General features: G+C 73.2%; 19 protein-coding genes and 1 pseudogene. 5 read left to right on the top strand and 15 right to left on the bottom strand.

The window, feature by feature from the left end; all coding sequences use genetic code 11:
- From ACFYOJ_RS33335 to tkt, 5 genes and pseudogenes are all read right to left on the bottom strand, one after another.
- Window positions 1–249 (bottom strand): annotated as a pseudogene (locus ACFYOJ_RS33335) (glucose-6-phosphate isomerase); the annotation flags it as partial.
- Complete coding sequence (opcA, locus tag ACFYOJ_RS33340) at window positions 242–1177, bottom strand: glucose-6-phosphate dehydrogenase assembly protein OpcA (protein WP_356559194.1); 936 nt, start codon at window positions 1175–1177, stop codon at window positions 242–244. The pseudogene ACFYOJ_RS33335 and the gene opcA, both read right to left, overlap by 8 nt.
- On the bottom strand, window positions 1174–2943 hold the full coding sequence (gene zwf / locus ACFYOJ_RS33345) for a glucose-6-phosphate dehydrogenase (RefSeq protein ID WP_356559196.1): 1770 nt from the start codon (window positions 2941–2943) through the stop codon (window positions 1174–1176). Before zwf ends, opcA begins: the two co-directional genes overlap by 4 nt.
- Window positions 2940–4085, bottom strand: coding sequence for a transaldolase (gene tal, locus ACFYOJ_RS33350; protein WP_356559198.1), 1146 nt, complete (start codon window positions 4083–4085; stop codon window positions 2940–2942). The genes zwf and tal overlap by 4 nt, the downstream gene beginning before the upstream one ends.
- A 31-nt stretch (window positions 4086–4116) precedes the next feature.
- Window positions 4117–6201 (bottom strand): transketolase, encoded by a 2085-nt coding sequence (tkt, locus tag ACFYOJ_RS33355; RefSeq protein WP_356559200.1) that lies wholly within the window; start codon window positions 6199–6201, stop codon window positions 4117–4119.
- Window positions 6202–6358: 157 nt separating this feature from the next.
- Between tkt and ACFYOJ_RS33360 the strand changes: the two genes are divergently transcribed.
- Entirely contained in the window at window positions 6359–7267 is a 909-nt protein-coding gene (locus tag ACFYOJ_RS33360) for an AraC family transcriptional regulator (RefSeq protein ID WP_356559202.1), read from the top strand.
- A gap of 164 nt (window positions 7268–7431) precedes the next feature.
- Here the strand turns inward: ACFYOJ_RS33360 and ACFYOJ_RS33365 are convergent, their stop codons facing one another.
- The 5 genes from ACFYOJ_RS33365 to ACFYOJ_RS33385 form a co-directional block, all read right to left on the bottom strand.
- Entirely contained in the window at window positions 7432–9540 is a 2109-nt protein-coding gene (locus ACFYOJ_RS33365; RefSeq protein WP_356557903.1) for an MMPL family transporter, read from the bottom strand.
- Window positions 9541–9819: 279 nt separating this feature from the next.
- Complete coding sequence (locus tag ACFYOJ_RS33370) at window positions 9820–10077, bottom strand: helix-turn-helix transcriptional regulator (RefSeq protein WP_356557902.1); 258 nt, start codon at window positions 10075–10077, stop codon at window positions 9820–9822.
- Window positions 10077–10595 (bottom strand): DUF2975 domain-containing protein, encoded by a 519-nt coding sequence (locus tag ACFYOJ_RS33375; RefSeq protein WP_356557901.1) that lies wholly within the window; start codon window positions 10593–10595, stop codon window positions 10077–10079. Before ACFYOJ_RS33375 ends, ACFYOJ_RS33370 begins: the two co-directional genes overlap by 1 nt.
- A gap of 147 nt (window positions 10596–10742) precedes the next feature.
- Window positions 10743–11411, bottom strand: a complete 669-nt coding sequence (locus tag ACFYOJ_RS33380) for a response regulator transcription factor (RefSeq protein ID WP_356557900.1) — start codon at window positions 11409–11411, stop codon at window positions 10743–10745.
- Entirely contained in the window at window positions 11408–12607 is a 1200-nt protein-coding gene (locus ACFYOJ_RS33385; protein WP_356557899.1) for a histidine kinase, read from the bottom strand. Before ACFYOJ_RS33385 ends, ACFYOJ_RS33380 begins: the two co-directional genes overlap by 4 nt.
- 263 nt (window positions 12608–12870) lie before the next feature.
- Here ACFYOJ_RS33385 and ACFYOJ_RS33390 point away from each other — a divergent pair, with 263 nt between their 5' ends.
- The 3 genes from ACFYOJ_RS33390 to ACFYOJ_RS33400 all read left to right on the top strand — a co-directional run bounded on the left by ACFYOJ_RS33390 (window position 12871) and on the right by ACFYOJ_RS33400 (window position 15916).
- Window positions 12871–14208, top strand: a complete 1338-nt coding sequence (locus tag ACFYOJ_RS33390) for a 6-phospho-beta-glucosidase (protein WP_356557898.1) — start codon at window positions 12871–12873, stop codon at window positions 14206–14208.
- A 161-nt stretch (window positions 14209–14369) separates the two neighbouring features.
- Window positions 14370–15239, top strand: coding sequence for a metallophosphoesterase (locus ACFYOJ_RS33395; RefSeq protein ID WP_356557897.1), 870 nt, complete (start codon window positions 14370–14372; stop codon window positions 15237–15239).
- The gene (locus ACFYOJ_RS33400; RefSeq protein WP_356557896.1) at window positions 15236–15916 is read left to right on the top strand and encodes a 4'-phosphopantetheinyl transferase superfamily protein; all 681 of its coding nucleotides are present in this window, start codon (window positions 15236–15238) and stop codon (window positions 15914–15916) included. The genes ACFYOJ_RS33395 and ACFYOJ_RS33400 overlap by 4 nt, the downstream gene beginning before the upstream one ends.
- A 33-nt stretch (window positions 15917–15949) precedes the next feature.
- Here the strand turns inward: ACFYOJ_RS33400 and ACFYOJ_RS33405 are convergent, their stop codons facing one another.
- Window positions 15950–16606, bottom strand: a complete 657-nt coding sequence (locus ACFYOJ_RS33405; protein WP_356557895.1) for a helix-turn-helix transcriptional regulator — start codon at window positions 16604–16606, stop codon at window positions 15950–15952.
- Between the two features lie 232 nt (window positions 16607–16838).
- Between ACFYOJ_RS33405 and ACFYOJ_RS33410 the strand changes: the two genes are divergently transcribed.
- Window positions 16839–17498: a hypothetical protein gene (locus tag ACFYOJ_RS33410; protein WP_356557894.1), complete on the top strand. Its 660-nt coding sequence runs from the start codon at window positions 16839–16841 to the stop codon at window positions 17496–17498.
- A 108-nt stretch (window positions 17499–17606) separates the two neighbouring features.
- On the opposite strand, the gene ACFYOJ_RS33415 is transcribed toward ACFYOJ_RS33410, so the two are convergent.
- The 4 genes from ACFYOJ_RS33415 to ACFYOJ_RS33430 are packed head-to-tail and all read right to left on the bottom strand — an operon-like array spanning window position 17607 to window position 20966.
- A complete protein-coding gene (locus ACFYOJ_RS33415; protein WP_356557893.1) occupies window positions 17607–18419 on the bottom strand; it encodes an ABC transporter ATP-binding protein in 813 nt (270 codons plus the stop codon).
- Between the two features lie 29 nt (window positions 18420–18448).
- Window positions 18449–19228: an ABC transporter permease subunit gene (locus ACFYOJ_RS33420; protein ID WP_356557892.1), complete on the bottom strand. Its 780-nt coding sequence runs from the start codon at window positions 19226–19228 to the stop codon at window positions 18449–18451.
- Window positions 19225–19998, bottom strand: a complete 774-nt coding sequence (locus ACFYOJ_RS33425) for an ABC transporter permease subunit (RefSeq protein ID WP_356557891.1) — start codon at window positions 19996–19998, stop codon at window positions 19225–19227. Before ACFYOJ_RS33425 ends, ACFYOJ_RS33420 begins: the two co-directional genes overlap by 4 nt.
- On the bottom strand, window positions 19995–20966 hold the full coding sequence (locus ACFYOJ_RS33430; RefSeq protein ID WP_356557890.1) for an ABC transporter substrate-binding protein: 972 nt from the start codon (window positions 20964–20966) through the stop codon (window positions 19995–19997). Before ACFYOJ_RS33430 ends, ACFYOJ_RS33425 begins: the two co-directional genes overlap by 4 nt.
- Window positions 20967–21122: the final 156 nt, after the last annotated feature.

Here is a 21122-nt window from a genome sequence, read left to right on the forward strand (position 1 = left end):
CATGGCGTCCCGCAGCCCGAACACATCGGTGGCCACGGCCAGTTCACGCAACAGCCGCAGCGTCTCATCGGTCACCAGATGCTTGGAGTAGTCGATGCGCAGGTCGCCGACGCGCACGACGTACCGTTCGGCCCGGCCGGGATCGGCGTCGAACAGCTCGCGCAGGTCCGGTCGCGCGAGCGCGTCCGAGCGGTGGTCCTTCAGCGCGGCCCACTCGGGCCGGTCGGTGAGCTTGGGGGTGTCAGACATGGACGGGGGTCTCCTTGCCGGCCTCGCCGCGCAGGGCGATGGCGTACATCTCGTCCGCGTCGAGGCGCCTGAGCTCCTCGGCGATGAGTTCGGAGGTGGGGCGGACCTTCAGCGCGAGGGTGCGCGGCGGCTGGTCCGGCAGGGTGAGGGTGGCGAGCGGGCCCTCGGGCCGGTCGAGGACGATCTCGCCGTTCGCGGTGCCCAGGCGGACCGCTGTGATCACCGGGCCGTCGGTGACGACGCGCTCGACCTCCACGCCGAGGCGCGCCCGGAGCCAGCGGGCCAGCAGCTCGGCCGCCGGGTTGTCCGCCTCGGCCTCCACGGCCGCCGACGTCACCGGCACCCGGGCCTGGTCCAGCGCCGCGGCCAGCATGGACCGCCACAGCGTCAGCCGGGTCCAGGCCAGGTCGGTGTCGCCGGGCGCGTAGGTGCGTACGCGCTTCTCCAGGACCTCCATCGGCTTCTCGACCGCGTACAGGTCGGTGATCCTGCGCTGTGCCAGCGCGCCCAGCGGGTCCTTGGCCGGGTTGTCGGGGGCGTCCACCGGCCACCACACGACGACCGGGGCGTCCGGCAGCAGCAGCGGCAGCACGACCGAGTCGGCGTGCTCGGACACCTCGCCGTACATGCGCAGCACGACCGTCTCGCCGGTGCCGGCCTCCGAGCCGACCCGGACCTCGGCGTCGAGGTGCGAGCGGGTGCGTTCGCGCAGGTTGCGGGTGTGCCGCTTGATGACGACCAGGGTGCGCGAGGGGTGCTCGTGCGAGGCCTCCTCGGCTGCCTTGATCGAGTCGTAGGCGTTCTCCTCGTCCGTGACGATCACCATCGTCAGGACCATGCCCACGGCCGGGGTCCCGATGGCGCGGCGGCCCTGCACCAGCGCCTTGTTGACCTTGCTTGCCGTGGTGTCGGTCAGGTCGATCCTCATGGCCTGCGCCAGCTCCGTCCGTCTCGTGCGAGCATCTCGTCGGCTTCCTCGGGTCCCCAGCCGCCCGAGGCGTACTGCGCGGGCCTGCCGTGCGTGGCCCAGTACTCCTCGATCGGGTCGAGGATCCGCCAGGACTCTTCCACCTCCTGGTGACGGGGGAACAGGTTGGCGTCGCCCAGGAGGACGTCCAGGATCAGCCGTTCGTACGCCTCGGGGCTGGACTCCGTGAAGGACTCGCCGTACGCGAAGTCCATGGACACGTCCCGGATCTCCATCGACGTGCCCGGCACCTTGGAGCCGAAGCGGACCGTCATGCCCTCGTCGGGCTGGACGCGGATGACGATGGCGTTCTCGCCGAGTTCCTCCGTCGCGGTGGTGTCGAAGGGTGAGTGCGGGGCGCGCTGGAAGACGACCGCGATCTCGGTGACCCGGCGGCCGAGCCGCTTGCCGGTGCGCAGGTAGAAGGGGACGCCCGCCCAGCGGCGGTTGTCGATGTCCAGCTTGATCGCGGCGTAGGTGTCGGTGGTGGAGGCCGGGTCGATGCCCTCCTCCTCCAGATAGCCGGGCACCTTCGCGCCGCCCTGCCAGCCGGCCGCGTACTGGCCGCGCACGGTGTGCGCGCCGAGGTCGTCGGGGAGCCGGACCGCGCGCAGCACCTTCAGCTTCTCGGTGAGCAGTGACGCGGCGTCGAAGGAGGCGGGCTCCTCCATCGCGGTCAGCGCGAGGAGCTGCAGGAGGTGGTTCTGGATGACGTCGCGGGCGGCGCCGATGCCGTCGTAATAACCGGCCCGGCCGCCGATGCCGATGTCCTCGGCCATGGTGATCTGCACGTGGTCCACGTAGGACCGGTTCCAGATCGGCTCGTACATCGTGTTGGCGAAGCGCAGCGCCAGGATGTTCTGGACGGTCTCCTTGCCCAGGTAGTGGTCGATGCGGAAGACCTGCTCCGGGTCGAAGACGTCGTGCACCAGCGCGTTCAGCTCGCAGGCGCTCTCCAGATCGTGCCCGAACGGCTTCTCGATGACCGCGCGGCGCCAGGAGCCCTCCGGGGCGTCGGCCAGGCCGTGCTTCTTCAGCTGCTGGACGACCTTGGGGAAGAACTTCGGCGGCACGGAGAGGTAGAAGGCGTAGTTGCCGCTGGTGCCGCGGGAGGCGTCCAGCTCCTCGACGGACTTGCGCAGCTGCTCGAAGGCCTCGTCGTCGTCGAAGTCGCCGGGGATGAAGCGCATGCCCTCGGCGAGCTGCTGCCAGACCTCCTCGCGGAAGGGGGTGCGCGCGTGTTCCTTGACGGCGTCGTGCACGACCTCGGCGAAGTCCTGGTTCTCCCAGTCCCGGCGGGCGAAGCCGACCAGGGAGAAGCCCGGCGGCAGCAGACCCCGGTTGGCGAGGTCGTACACGGCCGGCATCAGCTTCTTGCGGGACAGGTCGCCGGTGACGCCGAAGATGACCAGGCCGGAGGGGCCGGCGATGCGCGGCAGCCGGCGGTCCTGCGGATCGCGCAGGGGATTGCTCCAGTCGAGCGGTGCCACGGGCTCGACGGGGTTCTCGTCCGCCTTCTTGTCCTTCGCCTTCCCGGCGGTGCCGGACGCCTTGGACTTCCGGGCGGACCGCGCGGGCTTGCCGGACCCGGCGGCCTCGGGCGCGCCGGCGGCCCCGGGCGCGCCGGTCTCCGGCGTGCCCGCGGCCTCCCGGGCCGCCCGGGCCTCCTCGGCTTCCTTCGTCGCCCTGGCCCCGTGGGCCGTCGTAGCGGGAAGCTCCTCGCTCATTCCCCGTCAACTCCCTTGCTGTTGAGGGACTTCGTCACGGCGTCGAGCAGGTCCTGCCAGGCCGTCTCGAACTTGGCGACGCCCTCCTGCTCCAGCTGCTCCACGACCTCGTCGTACGAGATGCCGAGCCGCTCCACGGCCGCGAGGTCCGCCCGGGCCTGGGCGTAACCACCGGTGACCGTGTCGCCCCGGACGTCACCGTGATCGGCGGTGGCGTCCAGGGTGGCCTCCGGCATCGTGTTCACGGTGCCGGGAGCGACCAGCTCCTCCACGTACAGGGTGTCCCGATATGCGGGGTCCTTCACACCGGTGGACGCCCACAGGGGGCGCTGGGCGTTGGCCCGGGCACCGGCGAGGGCGGTGAAACGGTCGCCGGAGAAGACTTCCTCGTACGCCTCGTAGGCCAGTCGCGCGTTGGCCAGGGCCGCCTTCCCCTTCAGGGCGAGGGCCTCGTCCGTGCCCAGCAGCGTCAGCCGCTTGTCGATCTCGCTGTCGACGCGGGAGACGAAGAAGGAGGCCACGGAGTGGATGCCGGCCAGGTCGATCCCGGCCGCCTGCGCCTTCTCCAGGCCGGCCAGGTAGGCGTCCATGACCTCGCGGTAGCGCTCCAGCGAGAAGATCAGCGTGACGTTGACGCTGATGCCGGCGCCGACGACCTCGGTGATCGCGGGGAGACCGGCCTTCGTCGCCGGGATCTTGATCATCACGTTGGGGCGGTCGACGAGCCAGGCGAGCTGCCTGGCCTCGGCGATCGTGGCCGTCGTGTCGTGGGCCAGGCGCGGGTCGACCTCGATGGAGACCCGGCCGTCCCGGCCGCCGGTGGCGTCGAAGACGGGGCGCAGCACGTCGGCGGCGGCGCGGACGTCGGCCGTGGTCATCATGCGGACCGCCTCGTCGACGGTGACGCCCCGGGTTGCCAGATCGGCGAGCTGCTCCTCGTAACCTTCGCCAGAGCCGATGGCGGCCTGGAAGATCGACGGGTTGGTGGTGACGCCGACGACGTTCTTCGTGGCGATCAGCTCGGCGAGGCTGCCGGACTCGATCCGCCGCCGCGACAGGTCGTCCAGCCAGACGGAGACGCCCGCCTCGGACAGGCGTCGCAGTGCTCCCGCGGGTGCGGTTGCTTCGGTCACAGTGATCATCTTCTCTTTCTGCTTCTCAGGGGGCGCCGGCTCAGCCGCGGGCGGCGGCCAGGGACTCCCTGGCGGCGGCGGCCACGTGCTCGGCGGTGAAGCCGTACTCGGCGAACAGGGTCTCGGCGTCGGCGGAGGCGCCGAAGTGCTCCAGGGAGACGATGCGGCCCGCGTCGCCCACGAAGCGGTACCAGGTCAGGCCGATGCCGGCCTCGACGGCCACCCGGGCCCTCACGGACGGCGGCAGCACGCTCTCGCGGTACTCGCGGCTCTGCTCCTCGAACCACTCCACGGACGGCATCGACACCACCCGCGTGGGCGTGCCCTCCGCCTCCAGCGCCTCCCGCGCGGCCACGGCCAGCCGCACCTCGGAGCCGGTGGCGATCAGGACGACGTCGGGGGAGCCGGTGGAGGCCTCGGCGAGGACGTACCCGCCGCGTGCCGCGTCCGGGTTCGGCTCGTACGTCGGCAGGCCCTGGCGGCTCAGCGCGAGGCCGTGCGGGGCGGGCCTGGTCGAGTGGCGCCTGAGGATCTCAGCCCAGGCGATCGCGGTCTCGTTGGCGTCGGCCGGGCGGACGACGTTGAGGCCGGGGATGGCGCGCAGGGCGGCCAGGTGCTCCACGGGCTGGTGGGTCGGGCCGTCCTCGCCCAGGCCGATGGAGTCGTGCGTCCACACGTAGGTCACCGGGAGCTGCATCAGCGCGGACATGCGCACCGCGTTGCGCATGTAGTCGGAGAAGACCAGGAAGGTGCCGCCGTAGACGCGGGTGTTGCCGTGCAGGGCGATGCCGTTCATCTCCGCGGCCATCGAGAACTCGCGGATGCCGAAGTGCACGGTGCGCCCGTACGGGTCGGCCTCCGGCAGCGGGTTGCCCTTCGGGAGGAAGGAACTGGTCTTGTCGATGGTCGTGTTGTTGGAGCCGGCCAGGTCGGCGGAGCCGCCCCACAGCTCGGGCAGGACCGGGCCGAGGGCCTGCAGCACCTTGCCGGAGGCGGCGCGGGTGGCGACCGCCTTGCCGGGCTCGAACACCGGCAGCGCGTCCTGCCAGCCCTCGGGGAGCCGGCCGGCGACCACGCGGTCGAACAGCTGAGCGCGCTCCGGCTGGTCGCCGCGCCACTTGTCGAGCCGCTTGGCCCAGGCGGCGTGCGCCTCGGCGCCCCGGTCCAGGGCTCCCCGGGTGTGGGCGAGCACGTCGTCGGCGACCTCGAAGGTCTTCTCCGGATCGAAGCCGAGGACGCGCTTGGTGGCCGCCACCTCGTCCTCGCCGAGGGCGGAGCCGTGGGACGCCTCGGTGTTCCGCGCGTTCGGGGCGGGCCAGGCGATGATCGTACGCATCGCGATGATCGAGGGGCGCGCGGTCTCGGCCTTCGCCGCCGTCAGCGCCGCGTACAGCGCGTGCACGTCCACGTCGCCGTTCTCGGCGGGCTCGATGCGCTGCACGTGCCAGCCGTAGGCCTCGTACCGCTTCAGCACGTCCTCGGAGAACGCGGTCGCGGTGTCGCCCTCGATGGAGATGTGGTTGTCGTCGTAGAGGAAGACCAGGTTGCCGAGCCTCTGGTGCCCGGCGAGGGAGGAGGCCTCGGCGGAGACGCCCTCCTGGAGGTCGCCGTCGGAGACGATCGCCCAGATCGTGTGGTCGAAGGGCGAGGTGCCCTCGGGGGCCTCGGGGTCGAACAGGCCGCGCTCGTAGCGGGCGGCCATCGCCATGCCCACCGCGTTGGCGACGCCCTGGCCCAGCGGGCCGGTCGTCGTCTCCACGCCCGCGGTGTGCCCGTACTCCGGGTGGCCCGGGGTCTTCGAGCCGTGCGTGCGGAACGCCTTCAGGTCGTCCAGCTCCAGCTCGTACCCGGCCAGGTAGAGCTGGGTGTAGAGGGTCAGCGAGGTGTGGCCGGGGGAGAGGACGAAGCGGTCACGGCCGGTCCACTCCGGATCGGCGGGGTCGTGCCGCATCACCTTCTGAAAGATCGTGTACGCGGCAGGAGCCAGGGCCATCGCCGTGCCCGGGTGGCCGTTGCCCACCTTCTGCACGGCATCGGCCGCCAGAACGCGGGCGGTGTCGACGGCACGCCGGTCGAGTTCGGTCCATACGAGGCGGTCCGCGCCGTCCGCTGTGTGCGTGCTCATCTTCAAGAAGTCCTCGATCGGAGCGTAGGAACTGGTCTGATGCGTTCAAACTTAAAAGTCTGACTTTTGGGAGTGAAGGTCATCGTGTGCCAGCCTGTGGTGAAACTGGGACACGCCCTGGCGGCACGGCGCACGGGCGGCACGGTGCGAGAAGGACATGGCGGGCGAACACACGCAATACGGCGACGGTGACGGCGGCGGGATCAGAACGTTCCCCTTCCCGGTCGATCTCAGCCTCCTCGGCGTCGGCATACAGGTCGGCCCCATGGGTACGGGCCGCACCTGGCACGCGCAGGCCCCGCTGCACCGCGTGCACCGCATCGACTTCCACGTCGTCATGCTCTTCACCGGCGGACCGGTCCGGCACATGATCGACTTCGCCGAGTACGAGGCGACGGCCGGCGATCTGCTGTGGATCCGTCCCGGCCAGGTCCACCGCTTCTCGCCGGACAGCGAGTACCGCGGAACCGTGCTGACCATGCAGCCCGGCTTCCTGCCCCGCGCGACCGTGGAGGCCACCGGCCTCTACCGCTACGACCTGCCGCCCCTGCTCCGTCCCGACGAGGCCCGGCTCGCCGCCCTGACCGCCTCTCTCGACCAGCTGCGCCGCGAGTACGAGGACGCCACGACCCTCCCGCTCAGCCTGCACACCGCCGTACTGCGCCACACGCTCACCGCGTTCCTGCTGCGCCTCGCGCACCTCGCGGCCAGCTCCGCGCAGGAGGCGCGCGAGGGGCAGGCGCCCGGGGACACCACCTTCACCCTCTTCCGCGACGCGGTCGAGCGGGACTTCGCCACCAACCACAGCGTCAGCGCCTACGCCGACGCGCTCGGTTACTCCCGCCGCACCCTCGTGCGCGCGGTGCGCGCCGCCACCGGCGAGACGCCCAAGGGCTTCATCGACAAACGCGTCGTCCTGGAGGCCAAGCGGCTCCTGGCCCACACCGACATGCCGATCGGCCGGGTCGGCGCGGCGGTCGGCTTCCCGGACGCGGCGAACTTCTCCAAGTTCTTCCAGCAGCACACCGACCAGACACCGGCGGCCTTCCGGGCGGAGCTGCGCTGAGACGGCGGTACGGGGGGGGGGGGGGGGGGGGGGGGGCGGGGGGGGGGGGGGGGGGGGCGCGGGGGGGGGGGCCCGCGCGGGCGGGGGGGGGGGGCCGGGGCGGGGGGGGGGCCCCCCCCCCCCCCCCCCCCGGGGGGGGGGGCGGCCCCCGCGGCCGTACCGTGTCACCGGCGTGCCGGCTCCGGCGCGGCGGGGACGGCGACGGGCCCCTCGCGCACGCCGAACCGCTCGTGCGCCCGGCGCAGCGGCCCCGGTGCCCACCACGCCCACCGCCCGAGCAGCGCCATGGACGCCGGGACCAGCAGCATCCGTACGACCGTCGCGTCGATCAGCACCGCCAGGGTGAGGCCGAGACCGATCTGCAGGATGGGGGAGAAACCGCCCGTCATGAAGGCCGCGAACACCACCGCGAGCAGCAGCGCAGCGCAGGTCACCACGCGCCCGGAGCGGCGCAGCCCGGTCACCACGGCCTGCCGGTCGTCCTCGCCGCGCTCCCGGGCCTCGCGCATCCGGGCCAGGATGAACAGCTCGTAGTCCATGGCGAGTCCGAAGGCGATCGCGATGATCAGCGGCGGCGCCGTCAGGCTCAGCGCGCCCAGCCCCTCGGCACCGATCAGCCCGGCCAGATGCCCCTCCTGGAACACCCACACGACGGCGCCGAGCGCGGCGGCCAGACTGAGCAGCGTCGTCGCCACGGTGCGCAGCGGCAGCAGCACCGACCCGGTGAAGGCGAACAGCAGCGCGAAGATCCCGGCCAGCACGGTCAGCGCCGCCCAGGGCGCCCGGTCGGCGAGCATCTGCCGGAAGTCGACCAGCTGGGCCGCGGTGCCGGTGACCTGGACGGGCGCGTCGCCGCGCATCTCCCGTACCCGCTCGACCAGTGCGGTGGCCGCCGCGCCGTCGGCCGGGCCGGACGGGGGCAGTTCGAGCACCGTCGTGCCACCGGGCAGGTCCCGCCGCCCGGTTCCCGGCACGAGCGCGCCGATCCGGCCGGCGGTCGCGGCGTCGGTGCCGGGCCGCAGCACCACGGTGACCGGCTCGACACCGGTGCCCGGCGGGAAGTGCGCGCCGACCGCGTCGTACAGCCGCCGTGCCTCGGTGCTGCGGGGGAGCTGCCGCGCGTCCCCGATGTCGATGCGCATCCCGGTGACGGGCAGCGCCAGCACCAGCAGGGCCGGGACGACGACGGCCAGGACGGCCACGCGCCGGCGGGCGGCGAAACGGGCGAGGCGGGCGAAGAGCCGGCCCTCCTCCCCGTCCGGCCGGGTCCTCGCCGGGGTGATCCTCCCGCCGAACCGGGCCAGCAGCGCGGGCAGCAGCGTCAGCGCGGCGAGCATGTCGACGACGACCACGGCGGCCACCGCGAGGCCCATGCTGCGCAGGAACGTGCTCGGGAAGACCAGCAGCCCGGCCAGGCTCACGGCCACGGTCAGCCCGGAGAACAGCACGGTCCGTCCGGCCGCCGCGACGGTGCGGTGCACGGCCTCGGCCACGTCCGCCGTGTGCCGCCGCTCCTCGCGGAAACGGACCAGCATCAGCAGGGCGTAGTCCACGGCGAGACCGAGCCCCAGCATCGTCGTGACCTGGATCGCGTACACGGAGACGTCGGTGACCTGGCTGAAGCCGGACAGGGCGAGGAACGCGCCCGCGATGCCGGCGAGTGCGACCAGCAGCGGCAGCCCGGCCGCGCGCAGCCCGCCGAACACGACGAGCAGCAGCACCAGGACGACGGGCAGGGAGAGCAGCTCCGCGTTCTTCACGTCCTCCTGGGCGCGCTCGCCGAGCTGTTCGCCGAGCAGGGGGCCGCCGCTGACGTGCACGCCGGACGCGTCGATCCCGTGCAGCCGGGCCGCCGCCGCCTCCACCGCCTCCTCCTCGGCGTCGTCACCCAGACCGCCCGCGAACTCGACGGGCACGATCAGCGCCCGCCCGTCCCCGGCGACCAGGCCGCGCGTGGCGTACGGGTCGGGTACGGCGGCGACGCCCGCGATCCTCCTCAGGTCGGCGACGGCACGCCCCACCTCGGCGCGCACCCGGGGGTCGCCGACGGCGGCGGCCTCGACGACGGCAGTGATCGACTCGCCGGAGGGGTCGAGGCCGTCCAGGTACTCGGCGGTCACCTCCGACTCGGTGCCGGGGACGTCGGGCACGTCGTCGGAGAGCTTCCCGAAGACGCCCGTCCCGAGGCCGAGGCCGAGCAGCAGGAACAGGCCCCACAGGAGCATCACGGTCGAGGGGCGGCGGGTAGCCGCCCGGGCGAGTGTGGACAGCACGGTCCCTCCCGGCGGTTCGTCTTCCGGTGTCGCCACCAGAGTCGGGGCCGCCGGGGCCCGCCGGATCGCCCGGGAGAGCGGTTTGCGGGACTCGCCCGTACGGGGGAGAGCGACGCCGGCCTCACCCGCCGGGGGGAGACGGGGCCGCCGGACCCGCCGGCCCCGCCGGAAAGGTGCCTCCATGGCCTTCGCCCAGGCGGGAGCTGGGCGGGCATGGCGTCCTCCGGCGGAAGACCCGGGCAAGGGCGGATCCTCACCCGGGTTCCCCGTTCCCGCGGCTCATCCGGCCAGGTCCGCGCCGGCCTCCTCGACGGCGCCGGCCGCACCGGGTTCCGCGGGCTCCCACCGCAGCAGGTCCCCCGGCTGGCAGTCCAGCACCTCGCACAGCGCGGCGAGGGTGGTGAAGCGGACCGCCTTGGCGCGGCCGTTCTTCAGGACGGCGAGGTTGGCGGGGGTGATGCCGACCCGTTCGGCCAGTTCGCCCACGGACATCTTCCGGCGGGCCAGCATCACGTCGATCTCCACGACGATCGGCATCAGATCACCTCGTCCAGCTCGGCCCGCATCCGCGAGGCCTCCAGGTCGCGGTCGACGGCCCGGGCGAGCAGCGTCCGCAGGACGAGGACGATCAGCGCGACGCCGAGAACGGCCAGGCCCACGCCGCCGACCAGCAGGACGATGCCGGGCGCGACCTGGTCCTCCTCCGGCCCGCCGGCGTTGATCATCGACAGCAGCAGGCCGAAGACCCACACCAGCACGGCGCCCGTGGCGAACGCGCCGGTGACGACGTCCACGTAGCGGAAGGCGGCGTGCGAGAAGACCGTGCCGCGCCGGGCCATCGTCAGCAGCCTCCAGACACAGACCAGGATCACCTGGGCGGCGACCGTCCCGAGGAAGAGCGTCGTGATCAGCGGCACCCGCAGCGACGTCACCGCATCGGCCTCGTTCTCCATGTCCATGAAGATCAGCGGCAGCATGACCGCCTCCACGAACACCGAACCGGCGAGCAGTACCACCAGGACGGCTCGCAACGCGAGCATGGCCGGCTTTCCCATCGTCTCTCCTCCGAGCTTCTATCGAGCAACGATGAGAAACTATCGAAAAACGATAGGTCTCGGCAAGGTGGAAGACCGGACTGCCGGATCACTCCCGGATCGGTCCCCGATCGCTCCCGGATCGGCCCCCGATCGTTCCCGGATCGGTCAGGGTGAGCCGGGAGCCACCAGACCCGTCTCGTACGCGCAGATCACCGCCTGCACCCGGTCCCTGAGACCGAGCTTGCCCAGCACATTGCTGACATGGGTCTTGACGGTGTGCTCGCTCACGAACAGCGTCGTGGCGATCTCGGCGTTGGACAGCCCGCGGGCCAGCAGCCGCAGCGTCTCCACCTCACGCGCGGTCAGCACCTCCAGCCGCCGCGGCGTGACCTCGGCGGCCGTTCCGGCGCGGCGCCGCCGCACGATGTCCGCGACCAGCCGGCGCGTCACCGCGGGCGCGAGCAGCGAGTCGCCGGCCGCCACCACCCGCACCGCGTGCACCAGGTCGTCCCGGCGCACGTCCTTGAGGAGGAAGCCGCTCGCGCCCGCGTACAGCGCCTCGTACACGTACTCGTCCAGGTCGAACGTGGTCAGCATGACGACCTTGCACGCGGACCGCGCGCACACCAGCCGCGCCGCCTCCAGTCCGTCCATGACCGGCATGCGGATGTCCAGCAGCAGCACGTCGGGCGCGTGCCGGCCGACCGCCGCGACCGCCTCCGCGCCGTCCCCGGCCTCGGCGACGACCTCGATGTCGTCCTGCGCCTCGAGGATCATGGTGAACCCGCTGCGGACCAGCTCCTGGTCGTCGGCGACGACCACCCGGACGCTCACCCGAGCGCCGTCCGCCGCCCGGCGGCGAGGGGCAGGCGCGCCACGACGCGGAAACCGCCGCCCGGTCCGGCGCCGGTGGCCGCCTCGCCCCCGCAGGCCGCGGCCCGCTCCCGGATGCCGATCAGCCCGTGCCCACCGCCCCCGGGCGCCGGGGACGGCCCCCGTCCGTCGTCCGTCACCGTCAGGGTCACGTCGTCCTCCCCCCAGTCGAGTCCGACCGTCGCGGAGGCAGCGTACGCGTGTCTGACCGTGTTGGTGAGGGCCTCCTGCGCGATGCGGTAGGCGGCGACCTGGGTGTCCGGCGGCAGCGGGCGCGGCTGGCCCGTCACCCGCAACTCCACGCGCAGCCCGGCCGATTCGCCGACCTGCCGGACCAGAGCGGGCAGCGCGTCCACCCCCGGCTGCGGCAGCCGCTGCGGCCCGGGCTCCTCCTGCTCCCGCCCGAGCACCCCGAGGATGCGCCGCAGTTGGGTCATCGCGTCCCGCCCCGCGCCCGCGATCGCGTCGAACGCGGCCTCCGCGCGCGCCGGATCGCTGCGCACCACCACCGGCCCGGCCTCGGCCTGCACCACCATCAGACTCACCGCGTGCGCCAGGATGTCGTGCATGTCACGGGCGATCCGGGCCCGTTCCCGCGCCGCCGCCCGCGCCGCGCCGGCGGCCCGCTCGCGCTCCAGCCGCCGTGCCCGGTCCTCCAGTTCGGCGGTGTACGCCCGCTGGGTGCGCGCGAGCACGCCGAAGGCGTACGCGCACACGATGCTCAGCAGCTGGAAGGCGTACTCGAAGGGCTCGGCGTCCTCCCGGTGCCAAATGGTGAGAGCCACCCCGGCCAGCCAGCCCGCCAGCATCGTCCGCCGCTGCCAGGGCCGGCCGAGGGCCGCCAGGGTGTACAGGACGACGAACCCGCCGTACATCAGGTCCGGCGGCGGCGCGTGGTGGAACGCCTGGACGGGGGTGGCCACCGACACGGCGCACGCCGTCGCGAACGGCGCCCTGCGCCGCCACACCAGCGGCACGACCGTCGCGGCCCCGAGCAGCCAGCCCTGCCAGGACAGCGGGTCGTCCCCCTCGTCCGGGAACAGCCACTGCAGGGAGACGGCGAACAGCGCCAGCGCGGCGACGGCCGCGTCGACGGCGTACGGATTCGTGGTACGCAGCCGGGCGGTGACGGAGGCGAGGGGGGAGGCGGCGGACATGGGCGGCTCCGGCTCCTCGGGGCGGGGGCCGTTCCAGTATCACGGGGCCGGCCGGCCCCGTCCTCACCGGTGAGAGGGATATCCGCGGACCGCCCCGCACCGGTCCCGCCACACACCGGTCCCGCCCCGCACAGGTCCCGCCCCGCACCGGCGGCGCGCCGCACCGGGCCCGGGCGCCGCTTCCGGTGACCGCGGGATGCCGCGCGCGGGGCGTGCCATGATCGGCGGCGACAGCGGGCAGGCGCGTGAGGGAAGGTGCGGATGTGAGACTGACGATTCTGGGCGGCGGCGGATTCCGGGTGCCGCTGGTGTACGGGGCGCTCCTCGCGGACCGCGCCGAGGGACGCGTGACCCACGTCGTCCTGCACGACCTGGACGCCGGCCGGCTCTCCGCCGTGACCCGGGTACTGGCCGAGCAGGCCGCCGGGGTGCCGGACGCCCCCGCGGTGACCGCCACGACCGACCTGGACGAGGCGCTGCGCGGCGCCGACTTCGTGTTCTCCGCGATCCGCGTCGGCGGCCTCCAGGGACGCGCGGACGACGAACGGATCGCCCTCGCCGAGGGCGTCCTCGGCCAGGAGACGGTCGGCGCGGGCGGCATCGCGTACGGCCTGCGCACCGTTCCGGTCGCCGCCGACATCGCCCGCCGCGTGGCCCGGCTGGCCCCCGACGCCTGGGTCATCAACTTCACCAACCCCGCCGGGCTGGTCACCGAGGCGATGTCCCGGCACCTCGGCGACCGCGTCATCGGCATCTGCGACTCCCCGGTCGGCCTCGGCCGCCGCATCGCCCGCGTGCTCGGCGCCGACCCGGACGAGGCGTGGATCGACTACGTCGGCCTCAACCACCTCGGCTGGGTCCGCGGCCTGCGCGTCGACGGCCGCGACGAACTCCCGCGCCTGCTCGCCGACCCCGCGCTGCTCGGCTCCTTCGAGGAGGGCCGTCTCTTCGGCGCCGACTGGCTCCGCTCGCTGGGCGCGATCCCCAACGAGTACCTGCACTACTACTACTTCGAGCGGGAGGCCGTACGCGCCTACCAGGAGGCGGAACGGACCCGCGGCGCCTTCCTGCGCGACCAGCAGGCCCGCTTCTACGAGGAGATGCGCCGCCCCGGCACGCCCGCCCTCGCCGCCTGGGAACGCACCCGCGCCGAACGCGAGGCCACCTACATGGCCGAGAACCGGGAGGCCGCCGGCGCCGGGGAGCGCGAGGCCGACGACCTGTCCGGCGGCTACGAGAAGGTCGCCCTGGCGCTGATGCGGGCCATCGCCCGCAACGAGCGCACGGTCCTCATCCTCGACGTCCGCAACCGCGGCACCCTCGCGGCCCTGGACCCCGAGGCCGTGATCGAGGTCCCGTGCGTGGTCGACGCGAGCGGCGCGCACCCGGTGGCCGTCGACCCGCTGCCGGGGCACGCCACCGGGCTGGTCTGCGCGGTCAAGGCCGTCGAGCGGGAGGTGCTGGCCGCGGCCGGGACCGGTTCGCGCGCCGCGGCCGTCAAGGCCTTCGCCCTGCACCCGCTCGTCGACTCGGTGAACGTCGCCCGCCGCCTCGTCGACGGCTACACGGCCGTCCACCCGGGGCTCGCCTATCTCAGGTAGCCCCGAGGGTCCTCGGATCCCTGGCCGGCCGGCGTGCGGGGCGCCCCGCACGTACTGGCCCGCACACGGACGCCCGCCCGTGCCGCCCTTGTGGCCCGGACCCGGATGTGATCTCTTGGCGGCGACGACGGCGCACGGCACACGGGGGAGGAGCCGAGGGGATGACAGGCGTGAACGGCGGTCAGGGCCGGCTGTGGGCCATCAGCGACCTGCACATCGGCTACCCGGAGAACCGCGCCCTGGTCGAGGACATGACCCCCGAGTCCGACGACGACTGGCTGCTGGTGGCAGGCGACGTGGCCGAGACGGTGTCCGACGTCCGCTGGGCCCTCGGCACCCTCGCCGGCCGCTTCCGCCGCGTCGTCTGGGCACCCGGCAACCACGAACTGTGGACCCACCCGAAGGACACCGTCACCCTGCGCGGCGAGGCCCGCTACCTGCACCTCGTCGAGATGTGCCGCGAACTCGGCGTGACGACGCCCGAGGACCCCTACCCCGTGTGGGAGGGCGAGGGAGGCCCGGCGGTCGTCGCACCGCTGTTCCTGCTCTACGACTACACCTTCCTCCCGGCCGGCTGCGCGACGAAGGAGGAGGGACTGGACTACGCCCACGGGACCGGCGTCGTGTGCACCGACGAGCACCTGCTGCACCCCGACCCGTATCCGAGCCGCGAGGCCTGGTGCCGGGCGCGGGTCGCCGCGGCTGAGCGCAGACTCGCCGCACTGCCCCCCGGCCTGCCGACGGTCCTCGTCAACCACTATCCGCTGCACCGGCACCCCACCGACGTCCTGTGGTACCCCGAGTTCGCCATGTGGTGCGGCACCCGGCTGACCGCCGACTGGCACCGCAGGTTCCGGGTCGCCGCCATGGTCTACGGCCATCTCCACATCCCGCGCACCACCTGGCACGACGGTGTCCGCTTCGAGGAGGTCTCGGTGGGATATCCCCGCGAATGGCGCAAGCGGACCGGGCCGCCGGGACGACTGCGCCGCATCCTGCCCGCGCCCTCGGGGACGGAGGCGGCCCGGTGATCGACGAACTGCTGCCCGGCACGGTCGTCGCCGTGGAGTCCCACGACCTGGACGACGCGGGACACCCGCCCCTCCTCCCCGAGGAGGAGCCCCTCGTCGAGCGGGCCGTCGCCAAGCGGCGCCGCGAGTTCACCGCCGTCCGGTCCTGCGCCCGCCGGGCCATGCGGAAACTCGGCGTGCCCCCGCAGCCCGTCCTGCCCGGACCGCGGGGCGAACCGCGCTGGCCGGCCGGGCTGGTGGGCAGCATGACCCACTGCGACGGCTACTGCGCCGCGGCCCTGGCCCGCGCCGCCGACCTGGCCTCCCTCGGCATCGACGCCGAACCCGACGGGCCGCTGCCCGACGGCGTCCTGTCCGCCGTGGCCCTCCCCGGCGAGGTGGAACGGCTGCGCCGGCTCGCCGGGGAGCACCCCGGCGTCCACTGGGAGCGGCTGCTGTTCAGCGCCAAGGAGTCCGTCTACAAGGCGTGGTTCCCCCTCACCGGGCAGTGGCTGGACTTCACGGAGGCCGACATCGAGATCTCCGTGGACCCCGACGACGAACGCCGCGGCGGGCTGCGCGCCGCCCTCCTGGTGCCGGGGCCGACCGTGGACGGGCACCGCCTGACCCACTTCCGGGGCCACTGGTCCGCACGTCAGGGGCTGGTGGCCACCGCGATCACCGTCCCGCACTTCTGACCGTGCCCACCGGCCCCGGGCACGCCCCGGGGCTCACGGCTCGGGGCGCTTGACGCTCTCCAGCAGCATGTCCAGCCACTCGGCGACCTTGTCGCGGTGCTGGTCGGTGGGCAGTTGGGCGGCCCGCCAGGCGATGCCGCGCACCCCGTGGTCCCGCAGCAGCCGCTCCAGCGGGTCGCCGCCGGTGTCCGCCGCCGCCCGCTCGCGGTCGGCGAGCCGTTGCAGCAGCTCCTGCTCGGTCTGCTGGAGAACGCCCGTGAGCGCCTCGGGATCCTCCGCGGTGAGGAACCCGGCGTGCACGCCGAAGAAACGCTGGAGGGCGTCGCAGTGCTCCATGGTGGGCCGCCGGTCGCCGTTGATGAGGGCACCCGCCTGCTGCCGGGACATACCGGCGCCGTCGGCGATCTCCTGCTGGGTGTACCTGCGGCCGTTGGGCTTGAGCCGGGTGCGGCGCAGCAGGTCCAGCCGCTGCACGAACCGGGCCTGCACATCCGGCTCGCCCGCCGGCCGGCCGCTCAGCAGGGCACCCACCACGGGCTCGGGGACACCGGAGGCGACGGACAGCGCGCCGACGTCGAAGACCTCGGAGTGCGGCACACCGAGCCGCTCCGCGAGTGCGGTGACACGGGCGACCACGGCCGGCAGCGCGGCCGACGGCCTGACGCCCGGACCCTCGAAGCCACCCGTCACCGACAGATCTCCTACGTCTCTCAGATGCCCCACAGGCTTCTCACAAGCGGCAGCCGTGAACTTCCCGGAGACTAGCCTGCCGCGGGAACCCACATCCAGGTCTCGCCACAACTGTGGCCTGTTTCAGCCTTCAACAGGCACGAAATGCCACGATAGTTGACACGCCTCACGTCGGGGCCCCAGGATCGGGACGCCGCGAGAAGGCCGCATAGGCAAGAGGGGTGACCTCCCGATGGCATTTCAGGCAGAAGGGCAGCGGCCGGTTCCGCGGCCCGTCCCCTCGACCTCCGACGCCCAGGCGTACCTCCAGGACTACGCCGCGCTCCTGGAGGCCGTGTCCTTCCCGTCCTTCGTCGTCGACCACCGCTGGGACGTGGTCCTCGCCAACGGCGCCTTCCGGACACTCTTCCGGGGCGTCGGACCGCACCCCACGGCCATGCCGGCCGACAACTTCCTCCGCTTCGTCCTCTTCCACCCGGACGCGTCCGCGGTCCTCGGCGACCACGAGGCGAGCTGGTGCCTGCCGATGCTGGCCCACTTCGCCGCCGTCCTGGAACGGCACGGGCACGACGCCGTGCTGCAGGCGGTCCGCCGGGACATCGCCCAGGACCCGATCATGGAGGCGGCGTACCGTCAGGGCCTGCCGCACTGGATACGCGCCGTGGGCGAGCGGGCCGTCGAGCACGACGGCGCCGTACGGCCGCTGCACCTCTCCGGGCCGGGGCGGGGCGCGACCGAGTGCCGCGTCGTCGTCGAGACCCCCCGGTCCCTGGAGGAACTGGGCTGCACCCGGCTGACGCTGATCCCGCGCGAGACGCGCCGCCCCCCGCAGCGGCCCGGCCGCGCCCGGCGCCCCGCCTCCCATCTGAGAGTGGTCACCGGCACGGGCTGAGCACGCCCGCGAGGACCTGCCCCTCCGTCCGGCCTCCCCGCCACCGTGCCGCCCGGGCGAACACCGCAGGCGTCCGCCGGCGGCCGGAACCGGCGGCGCCGGCCCCGTTCAGCGGAGCGGGGGCGCGTCCTTCGTGACCGGCCGGCCGTCGTCCGTGCCGCGTTTCGCCGCCTGGATCTGCTCGTACACACGGGTCCGCAGCTCGGCGAAGCGCGGGGAGACCCGGGTGTGCACCTGGTCCCGGTCGGCCGGCAGATCGACCTCCAGCTGTTCCCGCACGACGGTGGGGGAGGCGGACAGGACGATCACCCGCTCGCCCAGGTAGACGGCCTCGTCGATGTCGTGGGTGACGAACAGGACCGTGATGCCGCGCTCCCGCCACAGCCGCCGCACCAGGTCCTCCAGGTCGGCCCGGGTCTGCGCGTCCACCGCCGCGAACGGCTCGTCCATCAGCAGCACCTCGGGCTCGTACGCCAGCGCCCGCGCGATCGCCACCCGCTGCTGCATGCCCCCGGACAGCTGCCACGGGTACGCCCCGGCGGCGTCCGCCAGCCCGACCGAGGCGAGCGCGTCCGCCACCAGCGCGCGGCGCCCGGCCCGGCTCAGTTCCTTCTGCCTCAGGGGGAGTTCGACGTTCTCGCCGACCCGTTTCCACGGGAACAGGCTGCGCCCGTACTCCTGGAAGACGAACGCCATCCCCGGCGGCGGGCCCTCCACCCTCCGCCCCGCCAGGAACACCTCGCCGGCCGTCGGCGCGAGCAGTCCGCCCACGCACTTCAGCAGCGTCGTCTTGCCGCACCCCGACGGCCCGACCAGACACACCAGTTCACCGGCCGCCACGGTGAAGGTCAGGTCGCGCACCGCCTCGACGCGCCGCCCCGATCCCTCGTACACCTTCCGCAGACCGCGTACGTCGAGCATGGACCGCCCTTTCGCAGGTTTCGGGGGCTTCACACCGACCGCCGGGAGGCGGCGCGCAGGCCGTGGTACCAGCCGAGCACCCGCCGCTCGACCAGCCGGAACAGGACCGACAGCACGAAACCGAGCAGGCCGAGCAGCAGGATGCCGGTCCACATCTCGGGGATCGCGAAGGAACGCTGGAACTGCACGACGGCGAAACCGAGGCCGTTGCTGGCGGCGAACATCTCGCTGATCACCATCAGGATGATGCCGATCGACAGGGCCTGGCGCAGACCCGCGAAGATCTGCGGGCCCGCCGAGGGCAGCACCACGTCCTTCAGCCGGGCCACGCCCGTGATGCCGTAGGAGCGGGCCGTCTCGGCCGTCACCGCGTCGAGTGCCCGCACCCCCTCGACCGTGTTGAGCAGCACCGGCCACACGCAGCCGCTCGCGATGACGACGACCTTCATCGTGTCGCCGATGCCCGCGAACAGCATGATCACCGGCACCAGCACCGGCGGCGGCACGGCCCGCAGGAACTCCAGCACCGGCTCGCACACCGCCCGCACCCGCCGGTAGGAGCCGATCAGCGTGCCGAGCGCGACCCCGGCGACGCCCGCGAGCGCGTAGCCCGCCGCCAGCCTCAGCACGCTGGGCAGCACGTCACCGCGCCACCGCTCGCCGGTCCACACCTCCGGGAAGGCGGCCAGGATCGTGCCGAGCGGCGGCCGGTACACGTCCGTGCTGCCGGCCGAGGCCGCCCACCACAGGGCCACCAGCATCGCCGGCAGGGCGCCCGCGAGCACCAGCCGCAGCAGCAGCCGCCTCACACCGCCACCTCCCCGCGCACCGACTGGTGCCAGGCCAGCGCCCGCCGCTCCACCGACCGGGCACCGACGTTGATCAGCAGCCCGAGCAGGCCGGTGACGACGATCAGCGCGTACATCTCCGGCACCGCCTGCGAGGTCTGCGCGACGGCGATCCGGGCGCCCAGCCCCGGGGCGCCGATGACCAGTTCGGCGGTGACGGCGAGGATCAGCGCGACGGCCGCCGCCAGCCGCACCCCGGTCATCACGTACGGCAGCGCCGTCGGCCACAGCACGTGCCGCACGCGAGCCCAGGCGCCGAGCCCGTACGACCGCGCCGTCTCCTCGGCGACCGGGTCGACGTCCTGGACGCCGTACAGCACCTGGATCAGCACCTGCCAGAAGGACGCGTACACGACCAGCAGCAGCACCGACCTCAGTTCGGTGCCGTACAGCAGCACCGCCAGCGGGATCAGCGCCACCGACGGGATCGGGCGCAGGAACTCGATCGTGGACGCCGTCGCCTCGCGCAGGTACGGCACCACCGACAGGAGCACCCCGGCGGCGATCCCCGCGGCGACCGCGACGGCCAGGCCCAGCGCCCAGCCGGTGAGCGTGTCGCCGAGGGCGGTCCAGAACGCGCCGTCCGTGATCTCGGCACCGAGCGCGTCGGCGATACGGCTGGTGGGCGGGAAGTACTCCTCCTTCACCAGGCCGAACCGCGGCACCGCCTCGCCCAGGGCGAGGAAGGCGGCGAGCCCGGCCGCGCCCAGTGCGGCGTCCCCGCCCCTCACGGCAGCAGCTCGTCCAGGTCGGGGAACCGCTTGAACAGACCGTCGGAGTAACCGAGTTTAGCCAGCGCGGTGAGGGAGGAGCGATCCGGTTCGGTCGGCCACTTCGGCAGCGTCACCTTCGCCAGCACGTCCGCCGGGATCCTGGTGTACGTGGTGATGACCTCGCGGACCTCGTCGGGGTGGGAGTCGGCGTAGGCGAGGGACTCGGCGGTGGCCTCCTGGAACTTCTTCACCACCTCCGGGTTCTGCTGCGCGTACCGCGTGGAGGTGAAGTACATGGCGACCGTGAGCTTCGGCGCGATGTCGACCATGGGGGAGGCGATCTCCCGGCCGCCCTGGCTCTTGATCGTGGCCAGCGCCGGTTCCACCACCATCGCCGCGTCGATCCGGCCGCCGTCGAGCGCGGCCGGCATCTGGTCGAAGGCCATCTCGACGAGTTCCACCTTGTCGGGGTCGCCTCCCGCACGGCCGACCGATGCCCGTACCGCGGTCTCGTTGATGTTCTTCAGCGTGTTGATGGCGACCTTCTTGCCCTCCAGGTCCTTCGCCGACTTGATCGGGCTGTCGCCCTTGACGGTCAACGCCTCGAAGTCCTTTCCCACCACGCCGGTCGACGCGATGCCGTTCGCCACCGCCTTGACCGGCACGTTGTTGGACTGGGCGATCATGAGCGAGGTCATGTTGCTGAAGCCGAAGTGGAACTGGCCGCTGACCACGCCGGGCACGATCGCCGCGCCGCCCTGCGCGCTGGAGAAGTCCAGCTTCAGCCCCCGCTCCTCGAAGAAGCCCTTCTTCTGCCCGAGGTACAGCGGCGCGACGTCCACGATGGGGACGAGCCCCACCTTGACCGTGGTGGTGCCGCCGGACGAACCGGCGCCGTCCGGCCCCTTGGAGCCGTCGGACGAACCGCAGGCCGTCGCCGCGGTCAGGACGGACACGGCCGTGAGGCCGACGAACAGACGACGCATGGCTCCCCCTGTGGGACCGGACCTGGTGCTCCGACAGGCTGTGCGCAGACAGCACGGACGTGCTCAGCGGGAACGTAGGGCCGGGACGCCCCGCGGTCAATGCCCCCGTCGATATGGACTGTTGACAGCAGCCCGAACCTCGCCGACAGTGCGGAA

Source organism: Streptomyces sp. NPDC006384, from assembly GCF_042870695.1.
In the GTDB taxonomy this organism is placed as follows: Bacteria; Actinomycetota; Actinomycetes; order Streptomycetales; family Streptomycetaceae; genus Streptomyces.